The following is a 21,535-nucleotide window of genomic DNA, read 5'->3' as shown; positions in this document are numbered from 1 at the left end:
GTTCCTCGGTTCGTTTCCATCCATCCCCTCTGATTCTGCTCTGGGCGAAGTATTCGAAGACGATTCGGAAGGTCAGCGCACGACCTGCGGCGGCCCTTGGATCCAGCTCTGGTTCGGTCAACCAGCGCAGAAGCGCGTCGAGGTGCTCCGGCCCGCCAAGCGTGAGAACGTCACTGCCCTCAAAAATCGAAGGTGCGGCGTATGCTGCGAAATCGAGCTGGGTGTCTAAGTCTTGTGATTCCAGCCAGCGGCTAATTGCTTCTAGAGGAGACATGGCTTTGGCTCTGCTTCCTTGCAGTCGCGCTTTGAGTGCTCGCGACTGGCAAAAGATGGGTTTGACCGCGATTCGACCCAGAGAATGCTATACCGGTCAACTACAAGATCCTGCAGGCGCGATGATAATGAATGATTATATGTTCGGGTCGATCGCGGACAGAGAGCAATATAGTTGGAGTTCTGGCTCACGGCTTCACAGGTGGCGTTTGCCGGTCCGGGCCGCAATCGCGATTGAAAACCTCATACTCGTGGGCGGGCGGGTGCTGATCGCGAACGGTGGGCGCATCGCCATCCATTGTGAAGTAACGCCACCTGATGGCCCGAAGCGGCGAAGCATGACTTGTTACAGCGGGAAGCTGAGCCGCCGTACTGGAGACAACCATTAGTAATATCGATCACTGTATGGTCCATGATGACCAGTTCGAGCGGCTCCTGCGCGGAAAGGCTGTGCTATGTGTCAACCGGCGTCCAAATTTTAGTCAGCGGACAGCCCACCACAGCCTAGGCCGTCGCAGGAGGCGCCGACAAGCGAGATGCACGACCGCCGTCACATCGAAGTCTCGAAAAATCGAGGGGGGTCATTACATTTGGTATGATTATTTGACGCCGACTGTCGTTACGGCATCCTTGGCGTCGTACACTTGCCTGTGCTCGCGCGGCGTTCCGTGATTTTCTGGCTCAGCATGAAGGCATCGCGGGGCTAGTTGTCAGCATTTCCGGTATGAGCTTTGGGATTTACCTGATCAACCCCATGCTGCTGTCGCTGCTGCAGACGCGAGGGTTGACGTGGAACTTGGGAAGCCCGATTGTCGGCATACTGTGCTGGCGATTCTCGGCTCGGCAACGGCCATTTTTGCTCTACGAAGCACGCGCTTTACCGCCTGGCGGGTGCCGTGACTGCCTCCCGGATTGGTTTTGCCCGATGATGTCAAGCCTTCCGAGTGAACGCCCGCGAGCCCATACTTCTGTCCGTCGTCAACGCCTGGCCGCCACATCATGCTGTCAGAGGGAGCGGTGAGCTATCTAGATGCGCGTGGTTCGTCAGATGACGGCCACTGATCGCGTACGGGCTTTACTGGACCCACCGTCCCGGCGACCGCACTTCGAGCACTGGGCTTCAGTTCAGCGTAAGACCGTATGTGCGCCCCTGCCGGTGAGGTGGCTCGTCCTCACTGCGCGTCCGAGGGTTGCTCGGGCGCATCGAGCCGACCCTCATTGCAGGAGGAGGAGCCATGGCAGATTATATGTAGGCTCAAGGACTTAACCGCGGTAGACATCCCAACTGGGAGCAAAACGAGCCCGCTTTGGTAGGTTCGGAAAGCCGCAAGCTCCGTTCGTCTAACGGTTCAGGTTCAGGGCCCTCTTAAGGCTCAAATAGGGGCTCGATTCCCCTATCTGCGAACCCTTCGACGCAAGGTTTGACATCCATCCTCCTGACCGCGAATGGCGCGACTGCACCTTCAGGTAGGTTCGATCTAGCCTCTATCTCAGGAACTGCCTGAATCGTCGCAGCGATAACACGAACAGTATCGCGCCAATACCGAGCAGCGACAGGAGCTGCGGCCAGACGACGTCGAGGCCGGCGCTGCGGAACAGGACGGACTGTGCCAGGATCACAAAATGCGTATTCGGTGCGGCGAGCATGATGTCCTGGATGATTGCGGGCATGCTCTCCCGCGGCGTCGTCGCTCCCGACAAGGCCTGCAACGGCAACAAGATAAGCATCAGCAGCAGGCCGAACTGCGGCATGGTGCCCGCCATGGTGGCGAGGAAGATGCCCATGCAGGTCGTGGCGAAAAGATGCAGCGTCGCGCCGAGGAGAAATAATACCATCGAGCCCTCGATCGGAACCGCGAGAAAACCCTGGACCACCGCCAGCAGGGCTACGCTGGAAGCCGCGAGCACGACGAGGCCCATCGACCAAATCTTGCTCGCCATGATTTCGAACGGGGTGACCGGCATCACCAGCAGATGCTCGATGGTGCCGTGCTCGCGCTCGCGGATCAGCGCCGCGCCGGTCAGAATGATCGAGAGCATGGTGATGGAGTTGATGACTTGGTTGATCGCGCCGAACCAGCTCTTGTTGAGCTGGGGATTGAATCGTGCGCGGAGCGCCAGATCGACCGGCACGGTGGTCGAGTCCCGATAGCGATTGAGGAATTCACCGACTTCGCCTGATACGATCGATTGGATATAGCCGCCGCCGGTAAAGGCTTGCGTCATGCGGGTGGCATCGATGTTGAGCTGGATGGTTGGCGATCGCTTGGCCAGCAGGTCGCGCTGAAAATCCGGTGGAATGTCGAGTGCGAAGGTGTCGAGACCGGCGTCCATGCGGCGGTCCATCTCGCTCTGGGTGATCAGCCGCGGTATCGAAAAATAAGGCGGATTGAACGCTGTGATGATCCGGGACGATATCGGCGATTGGTCCTCGTCGACGACAGCGATCGCCGCGCGGTTCAGAGTTTCGGGTATCGCTTTTGACGCCGTGTAGACCGACAGCGTGAAGGCGTAGACGATCAGAACCATCAGCATCGGGTCGCGCATCAGGCCGCGCAGTTCCTTGACGCCGAGTTGCAGGACGTTGGCCAGACGCATGCTCACTTCGCCTGTTTCTTGAGGAGCGCCACGCCAAGCCCGAGCAGGAGCGGGATGGCGATGAGCAGCGGCAGGAACGAGTCCGCCAGATCGCTGAAGCCGAGTGCCTTCGAGAAGGTGCCGCGGGTGATGTTGACGAAATAGGTGGCGGGGTAAATCCGTCCTATGAAGGCACCGAAGCCCTGGAGCGAGGATACCGGGTCGATCAATCCGGAATATTGAATGGCCGGGATCAAGGTGATCAGCGCGGTCCCGAAAATGGCCGCGATCTGACTGCTCATGAAGGTCGAGATCACGAGCCCCATCGCGGTCGCTACCACAACGTAGAGAAGTGCACCGCAGGCGAAGGTGAGCAGGCTGCCGGTAAACGGGACCTGAAACGCGAAGATGGCGAAGGCGGTCAGCAGAACGGCGTTCAGCATGGCGAGCGCGACATAGGGAATCTGCTTGCTGATCAGGAATTCGAGCCGCGTCACCGGTGTCGTGTATAAATTGATGATCGATCCGAGTTCCTTTTCCCGGACGACGCTGAGCGCCGCCAGCATGGCCGGGATCATCATCAACAGCAGCGGGATGACCGCCGGTGCCATGGCGACCAGGCTCTTGATGCCGGGGTTATAGCGATAACGGACCTCGAGCTGATAGCTCCCGGCGGTTGCGGCCGCGCCGTAAAGCTCCCGGGCCTTCCCCGTCAGCCAGCTCGCGTGCATGGCCTGCACGTAGCCGCGCGCGGTCTCTGCGCGCGTCGGCATGGCGCCATCGATCCATGCGCCGATCGCGACGGTCTTGCCGCGCGATACGTCGCGCCCGAAGCCGGGTGGAATTTCGATCGCCACGCTGACTTCGCCGCTGCGCATGCGCCGGTCGAGATCCGCGTAATCGAGGATCGGACTCCTTTCCTCGAAATAGCGCGATCCTGCGATCTGCAGGATGTAGTCGCGGCTGATGGCGGTGTCGTCGCGATCAAGCGCGGCGAAAGTCAGGTTCTCAACGTCGAGGTTGATGCCGTAGCCGATCACGAACATCAGGATGACGCTGCCGACGATCGCGAGCGTGGCGCGGATCGGGTCGCGTCGCAGTTCGAGCGTCTCTCGCCGCGTGTAGGCGAGCATGCGCCGGAGATCGAGGAGTTGGCTGGCCCCGCCCCGCCCTGCGACTTCCTTTTCGCCAGGCTCGGTCGCCGGTGCAGGCGCCACCGCCGCGCCGGCAACCAGGGGCGCAGCCTTCACCTCGCCGATCGCGTCCTCCAGATAGGCCACGAACGCTTCCTCGAGGCTGGCGGAACCGCGACGCTCGATGATCCGCGCCGGCGCGTCGCTGGCAAGCACCTTGCCCGCATGCATGAGCGAGATGCGATCGCAGCGCTGCGCCTCGTTCATGAAATGCGTCGAAATGAAAATGGTGACGTTATCCTTGCGGGAAAGATCGGATAGGATCTGCCAGAAGCCGTCGCGCGCCACCGGATCGACCCCCGATGTCGGCTCGTCGAGAATTAGGATGTCGGGCGAATGGATCATCGCTACCGCAAGCGACAGCCGCTGCCGGATTCCGAGCGGCAGCGGATCGGGAAGGGAGTCCATGACGTCGACGAGGTCGAAGCGATGCGCCATCGCCTCGACCCGGGATGCAATGGCGTCGCGAGGCATGCGGAACAAACGCGCGTGTAGTTCGAGGTTCTGCCGCACCGTGAGTTCGGAGTAAAGCGAGAAAGCCTGTGACATGTAGCCGACGCGGCGCCGGACATCCATGTCGTTCGGATCGACCTCGTGTCCGAACAATTTTGCGGTGCCGTCAGTCGCCGGCAACAGTCCGGTGAGCATCTTCATCGTTGTCGTCTTGCCGCACCCGTTCGAGCCAAGGAAGCCGAAGATCTCGCCGCGTTCGATGCGGAAGCTGACGTCATCGACCGCGGTGAAGTCGTCGAACCGCATAGTGAGATGTTCGGCTTCGATGGCGACGTTGCCATCGAGCGTTCCGGGTCGGGGCGGAATCACCACCTGCGAATAGCCGCGGCGTTTCGCCTCCGGGAGCAACGCGACAAAGGCTGCGTCGACGGTGGTTGCGTTGGTCTGCTGCAGCAGTTCAGCGGGAGCGCCGGTGGCGAGCACGCGCCCCCCATCAATCGCCACCAGCCAGTCGAAGCCGGCGGCTTCCTCCATATAGGCGGTAGCGACGACGACGCTCATGCCGGGGCGTTCGCTGCGAATATCGGCGATCAATTCCCAGAACTGGCGGCGCGACAGCGGATCGACGCCGGTCGTGGGCTCGTCGAGAATCAAGAGATCAGGGTCGTGGATCAGCGCGCAGCACAGGCCAAGCTTCTGCTTCATGCCGCCCGACAGTTTGCCGGCCGGCCGATCCGCGAACGGGGCGAGCCCCGTGCTTTGCAGCAGCGCCTTGACGCGGCGTTCCCGCTCGCGCCTGTTATGGCCGAACAGACGGCCGAAGAAGTCGACATTCTCGAATACGGAGAGGGTGGGATAAAGGTTCTTGCCGAGACCTTGCGGCATATAGGCGATCCGCGGGCAAATCCGCCTGCGGAGGCCGGCATCGGCGATGTCGCCGCCGAGCACCTCGATATGCCCGGTCTGAACGGCGCGCGCACCCGCGATCAGCGCCAGCAGGCTTGACTTGCCGACGCCATCCGGACCGATCAATCCGACCACGCCGCCCGCCGGCATGTCGAGAGTGACGGCTTGGAGCGCGGCCGTCTTGCCGTATGTCAGTCCCACCGTGCTCAGTCGCACGACGGGAACGACGGCAGCTGCATCGCCGATAGGACGATCGCTCATTGCACGAGCATTCCCTTGAGGCTTGCCGGCCATTTGGCCTTCGGATCGAGCTGGACATAGGCCATGCCGGGAAGGCCGGTTTTGACTTGCTTGATATATTTCCGCAGCAGCTCCGGAGAAATATGCGCCTTGATGCGGAACATCAGCTTCTGGCGCTCTTCCTCGGTCTCTACGGTTTTCGGCGTGAACTGGGCGACGTCAGCGACGAACGTGGCCTTGGCTGGAATTACGTACTGCGGGATGGCGTCGAGCACCAGACGAACGTCGGCTCCGATCGCAACGCTGCCAGCCTGGGCAGTCGGCAGAAAAAAACGTCATATAGACGTCGCCGAGATCGACGAGGTTGAGAACGCGCCCTCCGGCGGCAAGCACTTCGCTGGGCTGGGCGACGCGGTACTGCACGCGCCCGTCGCGCGGCGATTTCAAAGTGCTGTCGTCGATTTCGACCGTGATGCTTTCGATCGCCGCCTTGGCGGCGTCGATCGCAGCCCCAGCGTCGATGACTTGTGCCTTGGCAGCGCTGATCGCGGCGTCCGAGGCGGCGACCTGGGCCTGCGCCGCTGCGACCGCTGCCTTCATTCCTTGCGCGCTCGCACGATCGTCGTCGAGGACCTGCTGGGAAACGGCGTTGGTCTTGATCAGTACCTCCGATCGCGCCAGCTTTCTGTCCGCGGTATCGAACTGTGCTTCGCGCTGCGCCAGGACGGCGACCGCCGCTGTTCTCTCGGCCTCACGCTGGGTCACCAGGCTCCTTGCGGTATCGACACCGACGCTGGCCCGGTGCAGTTGCGCCATTGCCTGACGACGCTGCGCCTCCAGCTGATCGGTGTCCATGCGGGCGAGCACCTGTCCCGCAGTGACGAATTCACCCTCGTTGACTAAAATCTCCCGGATTCGTCCGGGAGTTTTGGTCGAGACGTCAATCTCGATCGCTTCGATGCGGCCATTCCCGGCGGCGATCCCTTCGGGAAGACTGCGGCTTCCGAGTTTCTGCCAGGCATAATAGCCGCCCCCGGCGAGCGTTACGACGAGCGTAGCTATCAGCCAACGCTTGCTGGACTTTGTTATCAGCGGACTTTCCTCCAATTTGGCGCAAGCTCCCAATGGAGGGCTCTCGCTTGCACACAGATGAGAGGCGCGCCGAGAGCATGATCATGAACGATTGCAGTCATTACAGCCTCGGAGAGAAGAATCTTTCGATGAAAGTCATCTGCCAAGTGAGGCGGGGCGAGAAGCCACGCAGGTTGCGTAATCCTTCATCGGCCCTTCGGAGAATGACGTTAGCCATTCAGGGTTTTCCAGGAATGGAAACTTGAAATTAGCCACCCACGATTGTACGTCGATTATCGTCTGTTCCGCTACCATCGGGAAGTTCCACCATTGGTTCGCGTCTCACTCGACAATTGAAAAATTATCCGCCGTGTCCGGCCACGCTTTGATCTATGTCAACGATTGTTGACCGGAGCAGGGTAATCAATGCGTCGCCGGTGAGGTCGGGGATTGATCGTAGTCAGCATACGTTGACCAAAATGCGATAGTGGATGTATTTGGCTATCGCAATGGGCTTTCTGGAGGTGCCCATGCGCCGTCAATCTGCAGTGCAGAAACCAGAGATCTCTACGCGCGATCGCATCCTGAATGCTGCGGTTCTGCGGTTTTCGAGACGCTCTTATGAGGAGACCGGACTACGAGACATCGCTGCAGACGTCGGCATTGATGTTTCTTACGTACATCGCTGCTTCGGTTCAAAGAAACGGCTCTTTGCCGAAGCCGTCGAGGCCGCAATACGCCCCGTTCATTTACCTACAAGCGGCACGGGAGAGGTCGCTTGCTCGCTCGCCCAGCAGGTCTTTGCACGCGACGCCACGCGTTCCCACGGCAATATTGGGCCGCTCGACATTGTCGTCCGCTCGTTTGCAAGCGAGGACGCGGCGCGGGTCGTGCGCCAGTTCATCCTGAAAGATTTCATCAATCCGCTTGCCGAGAAGCTCGACCAACCAGCGGCCAGTCGCGCCACACTGATCGCGGCCTTCTTGGCCGGGGTAAGAATTTTCAGAAATGTGCTTCGTATCGCACCCTTGTTCAAGGCCGAGCGCAGCGAACTCGAGGGCCTGATCGCAAATGTCATCGAGGAGATGATGAAGGTAGATCCCGTCGCTCAGGGGCATAGGCGGCTGACGGGGTAGAAAGATTTACTAATGAGTACCGCAACATCGCTCGAGCCGGTAAAGGTCCGGACGCCTTCCATTTCGACACGGGCCGGGTCGACTGCCCCGTCGAAGGAGCTGGCGCGAGCCGACGAGAGTGTTGGCAGCGAAACTTTCCGAACGATTGACCGGATACGCGAAGCTCTTACCGCACAGTCGACAGCGGGACTTTCGCCGGCTTCGCTTGCCCTCGCTTTCATCGATTGGGCGATTCACCTCTCATCGGCTCCGGGCAAGCGCCTAGAACTCGTCGACAAAGCGTCGCGTAAGGCAAGCCGGCTGCTGTCTTATCTCGCCGCAGCGGGCGTTCATCCCGACGCCCCCCCGTGCATCGAGCCGTTGCTCGGCGATTATCGGTTTCGCGCAGAGGGATGGCAGATACAACCTTTCAGTTTCTGGGCTCAGGCGTTTCTGCTCAATCAGCAATGGTGGCACAACGTCACGCACGAAGTGCCCGGTGTCATGCCGCATCATGAGGACGTGGTGTCCTTTTCCGCGCGGCAGTTCCTCGACATATTCTCGCCGTCCAACAATCCCTTCACTAATCCCGAAGTGGTCGGGAAGACGATCGAGACCGGCGGGGCGAACTTCGTTCAAGGCGGGCAGAACTGGCTGGAGGACGTAACCCGACTTGCCGCGGGGCAGCCGCCTGTGGGCACCGAGGATTTCCTCCCTGGGAGGGATGTCGCTGTCACGCCCGGCAAGGTCGTCTACCGAAACCATCTCATTGAGCTGATCCAGTATGCAGCGACGACGGAGACAGTGTTGGCCGAGCCAGTACTGATCGTGCCGGCCTGGATCATGAAATACTACATCCTCGATCTGTCACCGCAGAATTCACTCGTCCGCTACCTTGTCGGGAGGGGCCATACAGTTTTTTGCATCTCATGGCGCAATCCGACCGCCGAGGACCGTGATCTCACGATGGACGATTACCGGCGGTCGGGGATCATGGCGGCAATCGATGCCGTTAACGTCATCGTTCCTGACCGCAAGATCCATGCAACCGGATACTGCCTGGGAGGGACGCTTCTATCGATCGCGGCGGCCGGCATGGCGCGCACGGACGATAAACGACTGGCGTCCATCACTCTATTCGCCGCCCAGACGGATTTCACCGAACCCGGCGAACTCGCGCTCTTCGTCGACCACAGCCAGATGCATTTGCTCGACAGCATGATGTGGAACAGGGGCTATCTTTCCGCCGATCAGATGGCGGGAGCCTTTTCGCTTTTGCGCACCAATGATCTCATCTGGTCGCGGCTTGTCCATGATTACCTGATGGGCGAGCGCTCGCCGATGATCGATCTCATGGCCTGGAACGCAGACTCCACCCGCATGCCTTACAAGATGCATGCGGAGTATTTACAGCGGCTTTATCTCGACAACGAACTTGCGGCTGGCCGTTTCATGGTTGGAGGGCGCCCGGCTGCGCTCCAGAACATCCGTGCGCCGATGTTCGTCGTCGGTACGGAACGCGACCATGTGGCACCATGGCGATCCGTCTACAAGATACACTATCTCACCGATACCGACGTAACCTTCGTGCTGACGAGCGGCGGGCACAATGCCGGCATCGTTAGCGAGCCCGGCCGCTCCGGGCGACACTTTCGCATCGCCCTGAAGCGCACCACCGATTCCTGTCTCGGCCCGGACGAATGGGCTGCTGCGACCGTGCCGAAAGACGGATCATGGTGGGTGGGTTGGGCGGAATGGCTCGTCAGCCATTCCGCACCGGAGCGCGTCCTGCCGCCGGTGATGGGAGCCGCCGGGAAGGGCAACGTCCCAATCGAGAAAGCGCCCGGCACCTATATCTTCCAGCGGTGATGCGTATGGACGAGGCGTTCCTCCAGAACCGGACTTTCGACGAACTGCAAGTGGGCGATACCGCTTCGCTGGTGCGCATCATCGGACGCGACGACATTGATCTTTTTGCAGCCGTATCGGGTGACGCGAACCCGGCGCATCTAGACGCGACGTTCGCCGCTACGGATCTTTTCGGTCACATCGTTGCACACGGGATGTGGACAGGCTCACTGATCTCGGCGGTGCTGGGTACGAAGCTGCCCGGTCCCGGCACGATCTATCTCGAGCAGAATCTGAAATTTCTCAAGCCGGTCGCGCCTGGCGACACGGTCACCGCAACGGTTACTGTCAGGGAGAAGCGGCCGGAAAATCACGTCGTGTTGCTCGACACCGTCTGTACCAACAAGACGGGCTATCAGGTCCTGACGGGCACCGCGACCGTGATTGCTCCTGACTACACAATCGAATGGCCCCGGACGAGGCTGCCCGACGTCTCGCTCCGGCGGCACGACCGCTACGAGGCGTTCGTGAAGGACGCCCGAAGCCGGCCAGTGATCAGCGCAGCCATCGTGCATCCGTGCTCGCCGGAAGCGATCCTCGCTGCCATCGAGGTTCGGGATGAGGGGCTGCTCGAGCCGCTGTTGATCGGACCGGTGGCGAAGATTCACGCGGCCGCCGAAATGGCGCAGGTCTCGTTGGACGGCATCACGATCGAGGGAGTGGCGCACAGCCATGCCGCGGCGGCGCGCGCGGTCGAACTCGCGGTTGCCGGCAAGGTATCGGTGTTGGTGAAGGGCAGCCTGCATACCGACGAGTTGCTGGGCGCGGTCGTCGCGTCCGGTTCTGGGCTAAGGACCGAGCGGCGGATCAGCCACGTCTATGCCATGGACGTTCCAGCCTATGCGAAGCCGCTCATCGTCACCGACGCGGCGATCAACATCCGGCCGACTCTAGAGGAAAAGCGTGACATCTGCCAGAACGCCATCGACCTCCTGCATACGCTGGGCATGGAAGAGCCGCTGGTCGCGGTGCTGGCCGCCGTCGAAACGGTCAATCTCAAGATGCCGGCAACACTCGATGCCGCCGCGCTCACCGTGATGGCCTCGCGCGGCCAGATCAGTGGCGCCAAGGTCGATGGGCCGCTCGCCTTCGACAATGCTATCAGCCCCGATGCGGCCCGGACCAAGGGCATCGTCTCGCCGGTCGCGGGCCGCGCCGACATCCTGCTAGTGCCCGATCTCGAGGCAGGAAACATGCTGGCCAAGCAGTTGATCTATTTTGCCGGCGCGACCGCTGCCGGCCTCGTGCTTGGTGCTCGCGTCCCGATCGTGCTGACCAGCCGGGCAGATTCTCTGACCGCGCGGATCGCGTCCGCGGCGCTCGCGAAGCTGGTAGCAGAGCCGAGCGCGGTGAAGGGACTGCGGTCGTTATGAGCGACGATCTGCTACTCACGTTCAATGCCGGTTCCTCGACAGTCGAGGTCGGTGTCTTCGAGGCCACCGCGGCCGGCGGCCGCCGAGTGGCCAAGGGCGACTTCCGCTGGGCTTCCGCGTAACCGAAGGACCTCCAACCTTTGAAATAGATCTCAAGGCCAAGGCTTTCGAGCAGGCGGTCGCCACCAGCATGGCTTCTTCCTTGCCGTTGAGCTTGCGCTCTGCTCCGGGACGCGGCTCTTCGCTCAGCGCCCGTTCCAGGTTGCCTTCGACAAAGCGCTGCTTGGTCCGTCGAGCCGCCAACCCCGACACTTGTGGCGATGTCCTCGTTGCTTACCCCGGCGTCCGCTGCCAGCAGGATCTGGGCTCGCTTGAGCTTGCGCGCCGCCTGCCTGCCGCCGCACGTAAGCTGCATCAGTTCCGCGCGCTCGCTTTGGCTCAGTTCGACCCGATAGCGTACATTCATCCGTGCCTCCTCGCGTTGAGGCACGGATCACAGTTGAATCGGATGCCGACGTGAGTCGCTCGGGAAAAACCCTCACCGCCAAGCAGGGCCAATATCTGGCCTACATCCACCTGTACACGCGGTTGCACCGCCGGTCGCCGGCCGAAACCGACATGCAGGAATACTTTCGCTTCAGCCCACCATCGGTTCATTAGATCGTGCTGGCGCTCGAACAGGCAGGCCTCACCCGAAGGCAGCCGAGGACACCCCGCAGCATCGAACCGCTCGTTGATCCCAACCAGCTGCCGGACCTACTCTGATCCAGCATTCAACCGGTCAAATTCAGCGTGCAGAGGTACTAGGTGTCGTGTGAAGCCTGCTTACGGCTGGCATTGACGGCCGGACATCTTCAATTGAGCTGCAGGACGATACGCCCGTCGATGCCGCTTTGTTCCATGCGGGCGAAGATCGCATTGATGTTGTCGAGCTTGTCCCACGAGAAGTGCGCGGCGACAGCGCCGTCGCCGGCGAAGTCCAGCGCCTCGTCGAGATCTTGGCGGGTGCCGACGATCGAGCCGCGGACTGTAATGCGCTTCAACACCGTCTCGAAGATCGGCATGGCGAATCTGCCAGGCGGCAGGCCGACTAGTGCCATCGTGCCGTGCGAGCGCAGCGCCCCGAAGGTCTGCTCAAAGGCAGTCGGCGAAACGGCCGTGACGAGCGCGCCATGGACGCCGCCGATCCGCTTCTGTAGTTCCGCCGGGTCGGTTTCCCGTGCGTCAATGGTGATCTCGGCGCCGAGCTTCTTCGCGAGCGCCAGCTTGTCGGGATGAATGTCAATTGCAGCGACATGCATGCCCATCGCTTTGGCATATTGCACCGCCATGTGGCCGAGGCCGCCGATCCCCGAAATCGCGACCCACTCTCCGGGCCTGACCTCGGTTTCCTTCAGCCCCTTGTAAACGGTGACGCCGGCACAGAGCACGGGCGCCGCCGGTCCCCAGTGGAGCCCCTCGGGCAACCGGCCCACATAGTTGGGATCGGCGAGCGCATATTCGGCGAAGCTGCCGTTCACCGAATAGCCGGTATTCTTCTGCGAAGCGCAGAGCGTTTCCCAACCTGTGCGGCAATGGGGGCAATAGCCGCAGGCCGTGTGCAGCCAGGGGATGCCGACGCGGTCGCCCTCCCTGACGCGCTTCACCGACCGGCCGATACCGACGACTGTGCCGACGCCTTCGTGACCGGGAATGAACGGCGGTGTCGGCTTGACCGGCCAGTCGCCCTTTACTGCATGCAAATCCGTGTGACAGACTCCGGTTGCCGCGATCCGAACCAGTATCTGGTCGGGACCAGGCTCGGGCACCGGCACCTCCTCGATCACCAGGGGCTTGCCGAGCTCGTTGAGAACGGCGGCTTTCATCATATTCGCCATACGGCTTCTCCTTGCATCAAAATGGATACGCCCCCAGCGGCCCAACGAATTCGTCCGAGCAGCATCATTGTTGTGGTTCTCTGGCCCGTGATCGCGAGACGCGGCGAATTGCGCGTTCATCTGCTCCGGTCTTGCCTCCGCTCGGCCTTCAGACGACGCAGAATCTCGCGATGGTTTTTGTCGCGGGAAGTCCTTAGCTGCTCGTAAGAAAGCTCGATGTTTTGGCGAGCGATCCAGGCCTCGTATTCGCTCATGGTCATCTTTCTCGTCTTGCCCCTTCAAGCGGACGTTGTTGCTTCCATCAACAGCCAGTGCGGCCTGTCGAGTCGTCAGCGGGGGGCAGTACCGCTCGGGTGCGGTAGCAAAGTTAAACCCGAAATGCAGCCAAGACCATGCCCTCAAGCCGCCGATCGAGCAAAGCTATTACGTCAGCACTGAGAGATGCAACCTTCGACAAATCAGCACAAAACTTGTGCAATCGAATCCATGGCAACCGATCAGGCCCAACAACCCCTCGCGAGCCCTCAAATATCAGCTCGACAAACATCTCTATGCCCAGCGCCATCTCGTGGAATGCTGCTTCAGTAAGCTCAAGCAGTTCCGTCGCGTCGCAACCCGCTTCGAAAAGACCGCCAGAAATTACCGAGCCGTAGTCACTCTCGCTGCCATCGTCCTATGGATGCGATAAGCGCCCACACCGCCTAGAGCCTTTTCCGTTCCGATCGGAACGAAAAAGAAAGGCTCTTGCCATGATCACCACCGAATCCATGTTATAGAGCGGACATGGAACCCTGCGCGATCAAGCTGATCGGCTTTGCTGCCGCCACCTGCACCACCGTCGCCTACGCGCCGCAGTTCATCAAGGTCTGGAAGACCCGATCGGCGCGCGACATCTCGCTCAGCATGTTCCTGGTCATGGTGCTGGGCTTGGCGCTCTGGCTCATCTACGGCCTGCTCTCTGGCGACGCCCCGCTGGTCGCCGCCAACGCCATCACGATGGTGCTCGCTGGCGCTATCTTGTTCATGAAGTTGAAATATGGGTGAGATCGAAGCTGCGTAGAGCGGATTGGCGCGTGTACCCATAGAATCTGGGATGTCTGTTTTCGAGAGACCCGGAGCCGACATGGACAATCGACCATCGTGTGGTCAGTGCGGTACCTGAAAAGTAACGGTCCTTGATCCAGATCAAGTCGGATTGTTGGTAGCCCGCTGTTTAATGGCCAATATGCCAGGCCGCAGGAGCGGCCTCCGTAGCGGCGCCGGAACATTCCATGCTTCAACCATCGCTGATTCCGGCCGCATAAAGCCTGCGGTTTTGTGACTCAGTCAGACTACGCACGTCCAGGAAGCCCTTAAGAGCCCCAAAGGCGATTTTGCCGTCGGACTTGCCCTTAAAGCCTTAAAGGTGAGTTGTGCCTCTTCGACAAGATCGAGGACGTCGCTGTCCCAGACGTCCATCTCGACGATGCGCCAGCGGCCGACAAAGGCCTTGGCGAAGCCGGGCACCTTGGCCATTAGCCGGCCTCCGCGGATCAGCTTGGGCAGCCGCACCAGATTGCAGGCGGTGGCGGCGAAGGTAAAGGCCCATGCGACGCGATCACGGCCACGGAAGCTGGTCTTCTCTCGCCCGGGGATCTTCTTGATCCAGCCAAATGCCTCCTCGATGCGCTTGCGGATGCGTTGGCTGACGGCATAGCCACCGTGCCGGGTCGTTCGCCCGTCAATCGCAGAGCTACGGCCGCTGATCCCACTGCGTTCACGCCGATGCCGCCAGGAAGAGACACGGCGCGATCACAGTGCACGCCTGATGATCTATCGCGACGCTCGAAGCGCAACAGCTCAGGATCGTCGCGCGGCGCTCTTGTCGGCAATTGAGACAGCTGCGATGTCCGACAGCGGCGTTTGAGCGGATAAGGGTTGCGGCTCGCGCTGTCGCTCCCCGCCGCGCCGAGGGTGCGCATGCAAGAGCTTGGCATCGGTCGGAAAGGTGATGGCCTTCGGCTGCACCGTGTCGGCTCTGACTCGCTTGAGGTCCTGGCTGCGCAATGCGCCGGCCGCGTGCGCCACCCGCAGGCTCTCAGCCAGCAGCAGCTCCAGCTTGTTGCCGACCGCTTGCGCCAATGGCTCAGGTCCGAGCGCTCGTGCGGGAAGGTGTGCTGGAAGAACTCTTCGCCGGTGAAGAACTGGAAATACGGATCGCGGACCCAGCCTCGCACACCCCCTCATCGGACAGCCCGTAAATGTGCTTGAGCAGCAAAAGCCCGATCATGAAGCGGGTCTCGATGCCGGGCCGGCCGTTCTCGCTGTAGAGCGGAGCGATCTCGCCGTCGATCCAGTCCGAGTCGACCTCGCCGACGAGCGGGACCAGCTCGTGCTTCATGTTGATCATCTGGTCCAGCCGCGCCCGGAACAGATCATTTGACCCCATCGTCTTGTGCTTCTTCGGTCACATCGTCCTCTCCGATGCACCACAGAATCACGGCTCACAGCAAAAGGGAACTCCAAAAACCAATTTGCAGGATTTGGAGGCCTCAAGCCCCAAATCCCTGCAATCTCAAACGCCTCTAAAACCCGAAACCAGACTCCTGCTCAATCGCTTAGAGCCTTGTTCACGGCCGACTTGTTAGCGTGCCGTGATTGCCGGATGACGAGCGGGCGGCGACACGCCACCGGGTTTATGTGATCGAGTTACGCCTACGATGATGAGATTGCAGCCACGGAAGGGTGACAAAGTCTTGCGTGATCAGAGCGGCGTTTTCGGTTGCGGTGACGTATCGTAGGCGCCCCAGATGCTTTGGTCGAAGTTGATCGTTGCTCCCGTCATCATTCCCGACTCATCGCAAGACAAGAACGCAACAACTCGCGCTACCTCAGTGGGATCGAGCAGTCGAGCGAAGGGTTGTCTCGCGGCAGCTACTTCGAGCCAGTTCTCCAGCTGACCATGATAAACCCGCTGCGTGTTGAGCTCGCCTTCCGAAGCCATCCAACCGATGTTGAGCCCATTTACGCGGATGCGATTACGCAGCAACGCATAAGCAGTGTTACGCGTCATTGTGTCGAGCGCGCCCTTCGAAGCGCAATATGCAGCGATGAAGGGCTGACCACCCATGGCCGACATTGAGGAGATATTGACGATCGTGCCCTGCACTTTGTCGCGGCGCATGAGCTTGATCGTGTCCTGCATCAAAAGAAATGGCGCACGCGCGTTAACGGCGAATATTCGGTCGAACAGTTCGGGCTTTGTATCGATGATAGTGCCACGGCTCGTATCGCCCGCGGCGTTTACCAGGGCGTCGACGCGCCCGAAGGCCGTGTCGGCTTCAGCGACGACTTTCGCGCAATCCTCAATCTTCGCGAGGTCAGCGCGCACATACATGACGGCTACACCTGTGGCCCTGGCGATCTCATCGGCCCTTGCGCGCCCCATCATCTCGTCACGACCGCACGTTACGATGCCTTTCGCGTCACGTTCGGCAAAGAGCTTAGCGATCGCCGCACCAAGCCCCTGCGTGCCGCCTGTGACAATCGCAATCTTTCCGCGCATCGAAATCATATGGGGCTCTCCAATAATTGATGCAGGGGGCCTAGTTAATGTTCTTAGCTTTCGGCCACTCGCCGCGCCGCGGCATCGGATTCCGATCACGAAGCAGCAGCGACGGCCGGCTGAGAGCTCGAATGCCATTACCAAGAATCGCGATAGGGTTCGCCTGCCACTTTGGGACTCCGTCTACCAAAACTTGTAGGTGCCGAAGCTCTCAAGATCTGGTCAACTGAAGCAGGATCCATGCACGAGCTAGCGCTTGGCCGTTCTGTGGTAGAGCGTGCCTATCCGGCGAGCGAAATGCTTCCGTTGCCCCCGCATGTCGTTGAGGATCAAACTTGATTAGATGGAGTCTGGTTAGATGAAGTCTATTGTGAGTGACTTTGGACATCGGTATCAAACGCCTCCAACATGTACGATCTCCTGTCGGAATACCATGCAGGCTGTGGGGAACTGCTGTTTCACAGTAGGTCCGCCAGTATGGCTGACATCCTCTCCACTCTGCGTGTCGACGAACAAGCGCAAGGAAGTGTGCTTGGTGCTGGTGCTAGGCCCTTCATAGAGGTTCGAAAACACTCAGGAACGCGTCAGATCCATAGCCGATTGTTTGAACGACGGCACGTGCCGAGCCTCGCGGCCGGCGTCCAAAGGTACCTTCGCTCGCAGCTGTCAGGACGCGCCACCATCGGACGAGCCTTGGTGACAAGGCTCATTTCTCGGCGACAGACCGAAAGCATTCACATCTCGGCGACAGACCGAAAGAATTCGCAGGTTTGGGGACTAGTAGGAGGTCGACATGAAATTATCGCGGGCCGCTTCGCCGACTGAGCATCCCACTGAGCATTCCGACGTCACCGTGCAGCAGCTTGAACTAAGGCTCGAAGCGAGCCGCTCTTGCCGTTTTGGAGTCGAACTCTTTGAGGATGTTAATTCAGTCTCTTTCACGCGATGGATTGAGACTCATCTAAGCGACCATCGTATCCTCGTCGTTATGACGCCGACTGTTCATCGCCTTTATTCGCAGCAGCTCAGCGCTTGTTGGTCGGTGCTAGACGTCGAGCCGCGTGTGTTCGTGCTGGCATGCGACGAAACAACAAAATCTATTGATGCCGTCATGGCCGTCTGTCGTCAGGCCGAAGAAGCGGATATCGATCGCCGCGGTGTTCTTGTTTCGATCGGCGGCGGCGTGTGCTCCGACATCGTTGGTCTCGCCGCGTCTCTTCTGCGTCGGGGTATATCTCATGTGCGGATTCCGACCACCCTAATCGGGCAGGTGGACGCGGGCATCGGGCTCAAGGGCGGTGTTAATTTTGGCGTCCTCAAGAGTTACATCGGATGCTTTTACCCGCCTAAAGCGGTTGCTGTCGTACCGACGTTCCTTAGAACCCTCAGCGGAGATGGCATCCTTCAGGGCATCGCCGAGATCGTGAAGCTTGCGTGCGTGTGTGATAGTGCGTTGTTCGAGGATGTTGAGGCGGCGGTCACCGATCTGACGCGCACGCGATTTCAGGAACCAGAGGTTGTCGCAAAGAAGGTCCTGAGGCGGTCGATTTCGGGAATGCTTGCTCAGCTGAGCGAGAACCCTTTCGAGACGGTGACATTGGAACGTGCGGTCGATTTTGGTCACACCTTAAGCCATCCATTGGAAGCAGCGACAGGTTACCAATTACACCACGGTTTCGCCGTCGCAATTGACATCGCGTTCAGCACAATTCTGGCGTCGCGAATGTCGTTGATAAAGGACCGGGAGGCGTTGCGCATTGTTGACCTGCTCACTAACGCGGGGCTGCCGATCTATCATGAAAAACTGGACGGATCACTGGTCGAGAGCGCGTTTGACGCCACAAAGAAACACAGAGATGGCGCGCTCAACTTAGTGGTACCCACTGGGATTGGCCGGCACGCTTTTGTAAAGGACACCGAGTGCCTCTCGATGTCTCTCATTGGAGAAACGATTGAGTATCTACGAAAGGCGTCTCACACAAATGCGAGAGAGTCAGTGAACGGCGCTATATCGGCCTTGAGTCGGCGGACACGGCTGTGACACATGGTTCTCGGTTACGGCAATATACCCATTCGGGAAACGACGAACGCGGCCTGCCTCCCTCTGTTGGTAGGCGGCACGAGCCCCGCCGAATAGTGTTGTGCGAGCCGTTGTTCAGCACAATCATGCATTTCGGAAAGATGGATACAATTGCATTCAGGCTCCGTCCTTGAATTGCTTCGCTAGACAGCGCGCTAGGCAAGCAGCGTCTAATACCAATTAAATTGATGGACCGATGTAGGCCCAATCGCGGAGCGCGATTGACATGATCTTCCACGGCTGATCGATGAGAGTATTCCGGGCGTAACAGCAGTGATCGACGATGTTGTCATAGGATTTGAAGGCGCGGTTTGACAGCCAATTGTGGCGCATAACTGCCAGATATTCTCCTGGCTGTTCAGCTCGGGCGAACGCGGCGGCAACGGCATCAGCGAGATGTTGTGTGGGATCTTCAGCTCCTTCGCTCCGTGCCAGCCGGCCTGATCGAGGATGACGATGGCGTGGGAGCCAGGGCTGACCTTGCTTGCGATCTCGTTGAGATGAAGCTGCATGGCCTCGCTGTTGCAGAAGGGCAGAACCAGTGCCGCGCCGGTTCCGAGCTCCGGGCCACCTATCTGGGCGTACCAGTTGGGCCACTCGGCGTGTTGCCGTTCCCGCTTGATCAGGCTCGGACGCTCGCTCAAACGATGCCGTATTCGATCCGGTTCGTGGGTGTGGATGCGGATGTCATCCGAAGGTCGCTGGCCGGCCAGCGCCTTGACGCGAGGGCGCGCCGCAGCGAGGGACCGGTTCAGATCGGAGCAGACGGTCTCCTCTACGCTCCGATAGATCGGGTCACGCAGCGTTTGTTGACGATCTGACGGGTGGATCCTCTGTCGGCATCCAACTCAGGAGCCCGCAAGCCTGGAACGCTAACGGTTTAGTCGGTGCAACGAGTCTAGCCTCGCTCAAGGATCGACAACCTCGCGGGATCCTGCCGTCCTTATAGAAGGCGGCGATGGCCTCGCCGAAGATCGTCTGCGTGGAGACGGCGTCGAAGAGTGTCATGCTCGAGCGGAACTTAAGGTCGTCCGGAGATCCGAGTATTTCTGTAATCGACCTGTCGCTTGCCGCCAGCACCAGCCGGGTGCATTCGGTCAGGCGCGGTCCCAGCACCTCATGTCGCAGATAGGCGGCAGCTTCGGCGTGTGAGCCGATTGGGAAGCGCTGCGCCATGGTGCTGAAGCCGAGACCAGCCATCTGCGGGAAAATGAACCACATCCAGTGCGAGGTCTTCCGACCGCGCGATAACTTCTGGACCACCCGCCGGTAGACCGGCTCCTGGGCGTCCACGAACCGCTGAAGTTCGAAAGGATCGCTCACGCGTCAGCCCTTCCTTTCGGCCGCGCATGGCCGACCCGACTGACCGGTGGCGGCAGCCGTCGTCCTTCTGCGTACGCCGGTCCCGGCCTCGATGGTCGTATCGCACAGTAATTGACCGCGCGATAGCGATCTCGACGGTTCGGCTTGCAAAGATCGCTGGGGAGGGTTTTGGAAAGCGCCGCAGCCCAATTACGGCGCGATCTTGGGCGGCGGCGATCAAGGTGAGACCTCGTATTGTCTCACCTTGATCGCCGCCGCCCAGGCGTATCTGGCGGCAGGATCATCGCGTCCATATCGAGAAGTTGCTCTCGACCGCTGATGCGATTCAGCCCGCTACGTTGAAGCATGTGACCGAAGTTGCGACGGCCTATGAGCCCGGAGTTGTCGGTAGTGTTGTACTGGAATTGTTCGCAGAGGTCATAGGCGGCCGCGCGGAGGATCTCGGAACGGCAGGGAACTTCTTTGGCGCATTGATCGAAGAGATGGGCGGACAGCGCAGAGGCAGCGCCAGCCACGTCGAGGCTCAAGTATCGATTTTGCAGTGGTTGCCCACTACTGATCCGCTGCGGATTGCTCAAGATCCTGAGTGTGGATACGCGCTGGCACTCGCGCGGTAGCCGAGTGGCAATGATCGGGGGCGGGGGCCCCTAACGGCCGAGAATCGGATCTGGCCGAGGTGAGCGACCACCGCATCGTCGCCCAGGAGGCGACGAACCGGCTGACCGGCGATCCCGCCGGCATCGCCGAGTGCCTGGTCCGAGCCCATCCGTGCCTGCAGCACGTGCGGGCTCTGCTTCAGAAGACGCGCGAGGAACTCATGAAGGCAGATTTCGTAGAATTTTAGCCGTCGAGTGAACCGAATGGAGAGCGCTTGCAGTCTAGAGCGCTTGCGTGTATAGGGAGCGTCCATCCCCAAATCGATCACATTTTTTGCTCGCGTCGAGGGCGTTGCGCTTCGTGCGCAAGGCCTAGGTCGGCCGAGATACGGAAGGATCCGCCGGCGAACGAGGTGAGTTCTCCTCGACGCGTTTTCCAGTCCGCACCAACTTCCGGCATCCGCCGGCCCGAGGAGTTCCCGTGATACATCCCGTGGTCCTATCCGGAGCTGATCCAGCTTCGTAATCCCGTCTCCCAACGGTGCGATACGTCTGGAGTGGCTCCGCCCGTTTCCCTCAACGACTGAAGTCCGCGCACGCTGGCGACGCGAGCTGGAGATTGTTCGGGCACAAGTTGACCCGAGGAGCAATCTCTCAGGCCATCGCTGCGCTTAGGCGGATTTTGGTTAATCCACCGGCCGCCTCGCACGCGCTTAAGCGCGCGGTGTAGAGGCGCGAGGGGGGAGTGCATCAAACCCTATTGAGCATGATCGAGCCGCGCGTTGACATGCGCGGCGAACGGACCGTCGTGGGCGTCGCTAAAAAGCGAGACGCTCCTTCGCGTCGGACGACCGGGAGGCTTCGAGCCCGGTCTTCGCCGTGAGGAGCGCTGCCTTCGGCATTTGCACTGAACCCGTTGAAGGGGCGTGGGCGCGGGGTATCAACACCGCAGTCCATAGCCCGAAGGTGATGCCGAAGCAAACCCCGCAAACGGCTCGTTTGTGGG

The 21,535-nt window shown here is 60.3% G+C and carries 15 protein-coding genes and 7 pseudogenes; 9 read left to right on the top strand and 13 right to left on the bottom strand.

Translation table 11 applies throughout. The annotated features are described in order from the left end of the window. From ALC15_RS45515 to ALC15_RS23535, 4 genes and pseudogenes are all read right to left on the bottom strand, one after another. Positions 1 to 274: pseudogene (locus ALC15_RS45515) on the bottom strand (hypothetical protein); the annotation flags it as partial. 1,484 nt (positions 275 to 1,758) lie between these two features. Continuing rightward, entirely contained in the window at positions 1,759 to 2,871 is a 1,113-nt protein-coding gene (locus ALC15_RS23545; protein ID WP_050629313.1) for an ABC transporter permease, read from the bottom strand. A gap of 2 nt (positions 2,872 to 2,873) precedes the next feature. Next, positions 2,874 to 5,663, bottom strand: coding sequence for a ribosome-associated ATPase/putative transporter RbbA (gene rbbA, locus ALC15_RS23540; RefSeq protein WP_050629312.1), 2,790 nt, complete (start codon positions 5,661 to 5,663; stop codon positions 2,874 to 2,876). After that, a pseudogene (locus tag ALC15_RS23535) lies at positions 5,660 to 6,731 on the bottom strand (HlyD family secretion protein). Before ALC15_RS23535 ends, rbbA begins: the two are co-directional and overlap by 4 nt. A 473-nt stretch (positions 6,732 to 7,204) precedes the next feature. On the opposite strand from ALC15_RS23535, the gene ALC15_RS23530 reads away from it, so the two are divergent. From ALC15_RS23530 to ALC15_RS47255, 4 genes are read left to right on the top strand one after another with little or no spacing between them, the layout of a single operon-like run. Beyond that, complete coding sequence (locus tag ALC15_RS23530; protein ID WP_244486225.1) at positions 7,205 to 7,849, top strand: TetR/AcrR family transcriptional regulator; 645 nt, start codon at positions 7,205 to 7,207, stop codon at positions 7,847 to 7,849. A 12-nt stretch (positions 7,850 to 7,861) separates the two neighbouring features. Then, the gene (locus ALC15_RS23525) at positions 7,862 to 9,697 is read left to right on the top strand and encodes a PHA/PHB synthase family protein (protein ID WP_094194054.1); all 1,836 of its coding nucleotides are present in this window, start codon (positions 7,862 to 7,864) and stop codon (positions 9,695 to 9,697) included. Between the two features lie 5 nt (positions 9,698 to 9,702). Further along, a complete protein-coding gene (locus tag ALC15_RS23520) occupies positions 9,703 to 11,109 on the top strand; it encodes a bifunctional enoyl-CoA hydratase/phosphate acetyltransferase (RefSeq protein ID WP_050629311.1) in 1,407 nt (468 codons plus the stop codon). Beyond that, positions 11,106 to 11,231, top strand: coding sequence for a hypothetical protein (locus ALC15_RS47255; RefSeq protein ID WP_283806290.1), 126 nt, complete (start codon positions 11,106 to 11,108; stop codon positions 11,229 to 11,231). Before ALC15_RS23520 ends, ALC15_RS47255 begins: the two co-directional genes overlap by 4 nt. A 25-nt stretch (positions 11,232 to 11,256) precedes the next feature. Here the strand turns inward: ALC15_RS47255 and ALC15_RS42135 are convergent. From ALC15_RS42135 to ALC15_RS45510, 3 genes and pseudogenes are all read right to left on the bottom strand, one after another. Beyond that, a pseudogene (locus ALC15_RS42135) lies at positions 11,257 to 11,575 on the bottom strand (IS630 family transposase); the annotation flags it as partial. 388 nt (positions 11,576 to 11,963) lie between these two features. Further along, positions 11,964 to 12,986: a zinc-dependent alcohol dehydrogenase gene (locus tag ALC15_RS23515; protein ID WP_050629310.1), complete on the bottom strand. Its 1,023-nt coding sequence runs from the start codon at positions 12,984 to 12,986 to the stop codon at positions 11,964 to 11,966. Positions 12,987 to 13,102: 116 nt separating this feature from the next. After that, entirely contained in the window at positions 13,103 to 13,240 is a 138-nt protein-coding gene (locus tag ALC15_RS45510) for a hypothetical protein (protein ID WP_210168600.1), read from the bottom strand. A 203-nt stretch (positions 13,241 to 13,443) separates the two neighbouring features. Between ALC15_RS45510 and ALC15_RS42125 the strand changes: the two genes are divergently transcribed. Together ALC15_RS42125 and ALC15_RS23510 are read left to right on the top strand one after the other, a co-directional pair. Further along, the gene (locus tag ALC15_RS42125; protein ID WP_347336310.1) at positions 13,444 to 13,674 is read left to right on the top strand and encodes a transposase; all 231 of its coding nucleotides are present in this window, start codon (positions 13,444 to 13,446) and stop codon (positions 13,672 to 13,674) included. A 95-nt stretch (positions 13,675 to 13,769) separates the two neighbouring features. Beyond that, positions 13,770 to 14,030, top strand: a complete 261-nt coding sequence (locus ALC15_RS23510; RefSeq protein WP_050629309.1) for a SemiSWEET transporter — start codon at positions 13,770 to 13,772, stop codon at positions 14,028 to 14,030. A gap of 289 nt (positions 14,031 to 14,319) precedes the next feature. Here the strand turns inward: ALC15_RS23510 and ALC15_RS23505 are convergent. From ALC15_RS23505 to ALC15_RS23495, 4 genes and pseudogenes are all read right to left on the bottom strand, one after another. Beyond that, positions 14,320 to 14,501, bottom strand: a pseudogene (locus tag ALC15_RS23505) (hypothetical protein); the annotation flags it as partial. Positions 14,502 to 14,516: 15 nt separating this feature from the next. Further along, positions 14,517 to 14,726 (bottom strand): annotated as a pseudogene (locus ALC15_RS42120) (transposase); the annotation flags it as partial. Between the two features lie 216 nt (positions 14,727 to 14,942). Beyond that, positions 14,943 to 15,414: pseudogene (locus ALC15_RS23500) on the bottom strand (transposase); the annotation flags it as partial. A 315-nt stretch (positions 15,415 to 15,729) separates the two neighbouring features. Continuing rightward, a complete protein-coding gene (locus tag ALC15_RS23495; protein ID WP_050629308.1) occupies positions 15,730 to 16,539 on the bottom strand; it encodes an SDR family oxidoreductase in 810 nt (269 codons plus the stop codon). A 784-nt stretch (positions 16,540 to 17,323) separates the two neighbouring features. Here ALC15_RS23495 and ALC15_RS42115 point away from each other — a divergent pair. After that, the gene (locus ALC15_RS42115) at positions 17,324 to 18,571 is read left to right on the top strand and encodes a sedoheptulose 7-phosphate cyclase (RefSeq protein WP_094194053.1); all 1,248 of its coding nucleotides are present in this window, start codon (positions 17,324 to 17,326) and stop codon (positions 18,569 to 18,571) included. A gap of 219 nt (positions 18,572 to 18,790) precedes the next feature. On the opposite strand, the pseudogene ALC15_RS23480 reads toward ALC15_RS42115, so the two are convergent. Both ALC15_RS23480 and ALC15_RS23475 read right to left on the bottom strand, forming a co-directional pair. Continuing rightward, a pseudogene (locus tag ALC15_RS23480) lies at positions 18,791 to 19,176 on the bottom strand (transposase); the annotation flags it as partial. A gap of 229 nt (positions 19,177 to 19,405) precedes the next feature. Continuing rightward, positions 19,406 to 19,933, bottom strand: a complete 528-nt coding sequence (locus ALC15_RS23475) for a DUF1810 domain-containing protein (RefSeq protein ID WP_094194051.1) — start codon at positions 19,931 to 19,933, stop codon at positions 19,406 to 19,408. Between the two features lie 302 nt (positions 19,934 to 20,235). On the opposite strand from ALC15_RS23475, the gene ALC15_RS44250 reads away from it, so the two are divergent. Together ALC15_RS44250 and ALC15_RS44245 are read left to right on the top strand one after the other, a co-directional pair. Continuing rightward, positions 20,236 to 20,550, top strand: coding sequence for a hypothetical protein (locus ALC15_RS44250; RefSeq protein ID WP_050629305.1), 315 nt, complete (start codon positions 20,236 to 20,238; stop codon positions 20,548 to 20,550). Between the two features lie 59 nt (positions 20,551 to 20,609). Then, on the top strand, positions 20,610 to 20,777 hold the full coding sequence (locus ALC15_RS44245) for a hypothetical protein (RefSeq protein WP_157348789.1): 168 nt from the start codon (positions 20,610 to 20,612) through the stop codon (positions 20,775 to 20,777). Positions 20,778 to 21,535: the final 758 nt, after the last annotated feature.

The sequence above is a fragment of the Bradyrhizobium viridifuturi genome (assembly GCF_001238275.1).
Lineage (GTDB): Bacteria > Pseudomonadota > Alphaproteobacteria > Rhizobiales > Xanthobacteraceae > Bradyrhizobium > Bradyrhizobium viridifuturi.
Note: the sequence above shows the minus strand (reverse complement) of the source record. Positions and strands in the feature narration are given on the sequence as shown.

Excerpts from the sequence above, each read along its gene's own strand:
- ALC15_RS47255 (WP_283806290.1), top strand. The coding sequence starts at position 11,106 with ATGAGCGACGATCTGCTACTCACGTTCAATGCCGGTTCCTCGACAGTC.
- ALC15_RS23545 (WP_050629313.1), bottom strand. The coding sequence starts at position 2,871 with ATGCGTCTGGCCAACGTCCTGCAACTCGGCGTCAAGGAACTGCGCGGC.
- ALC15_RS45510 (WP_210168600.1), bottom strand. The coding sequence starts at position 13,240 with ATGAGCGAATACGAGGCCTGGATCGCTCGCCAAAACATCGAGCTTTCT.
- rbbA (WP_050629312.1), bottom strand. The coding sequence starts at position 5,663 with ATGAGCGATCGTCCTATCGGCGATGCAGCTGCCGTCGTTCCCGTCGTG.
- ALC15_RS23525 (WP_094194054.1), top strand. The coding sequence starts at position 7,862 with ATGAGTACCGCAACATCGCTCGAGCCGGTAAAGGTCCGGACGCCTTCC.
- ALC15_RS42115 (WP_094194053.1), top strand. The coding sequence starts at position 17,324 with ATGAAATTATCGCGGGCCGCTTCGCCGACTGAGCATCCCACTGAGCAT.
- ALC15_RS23530 (WP_244486225.1), top strand. The coding sequence starts at position 7,205 with ATGTATTTGGCTATCGCAATGGGCTTTCTGGAGGTGCCCATGCGCCGT.
- ALC15_RS23515 (WP_050629310.1), bottom strand. The coding sequence starts at position 12,986 with ATGGCGAATATGATGAAAGCCGCCGTTCTCAACGAGCTCGGCAAGCCC.
- ALC15_RS23495 (WP_050629308.1), bottom strand. The coding sequence starts at position 16,539 with ATGATTTCGATGCGCGGAAAGATTGCGATTGTCACAGGCGGCACGCAG.
- ALC15_RS23510 (WP_050629309.1), top strand. The coding sequence starts at position 13,770 with ATGGAACCCTGCGCGATCAAGCTGATCGGCTTTGCTGCCGCCACCTGC.
- ALC15_RS23520 (WP_050629311.1), top strand. The coding sequence starts at position 9,703 with ATGGACGAGGCGTTCCTCCAGAACCGGACTTTCGACGAACTGCAAGTG.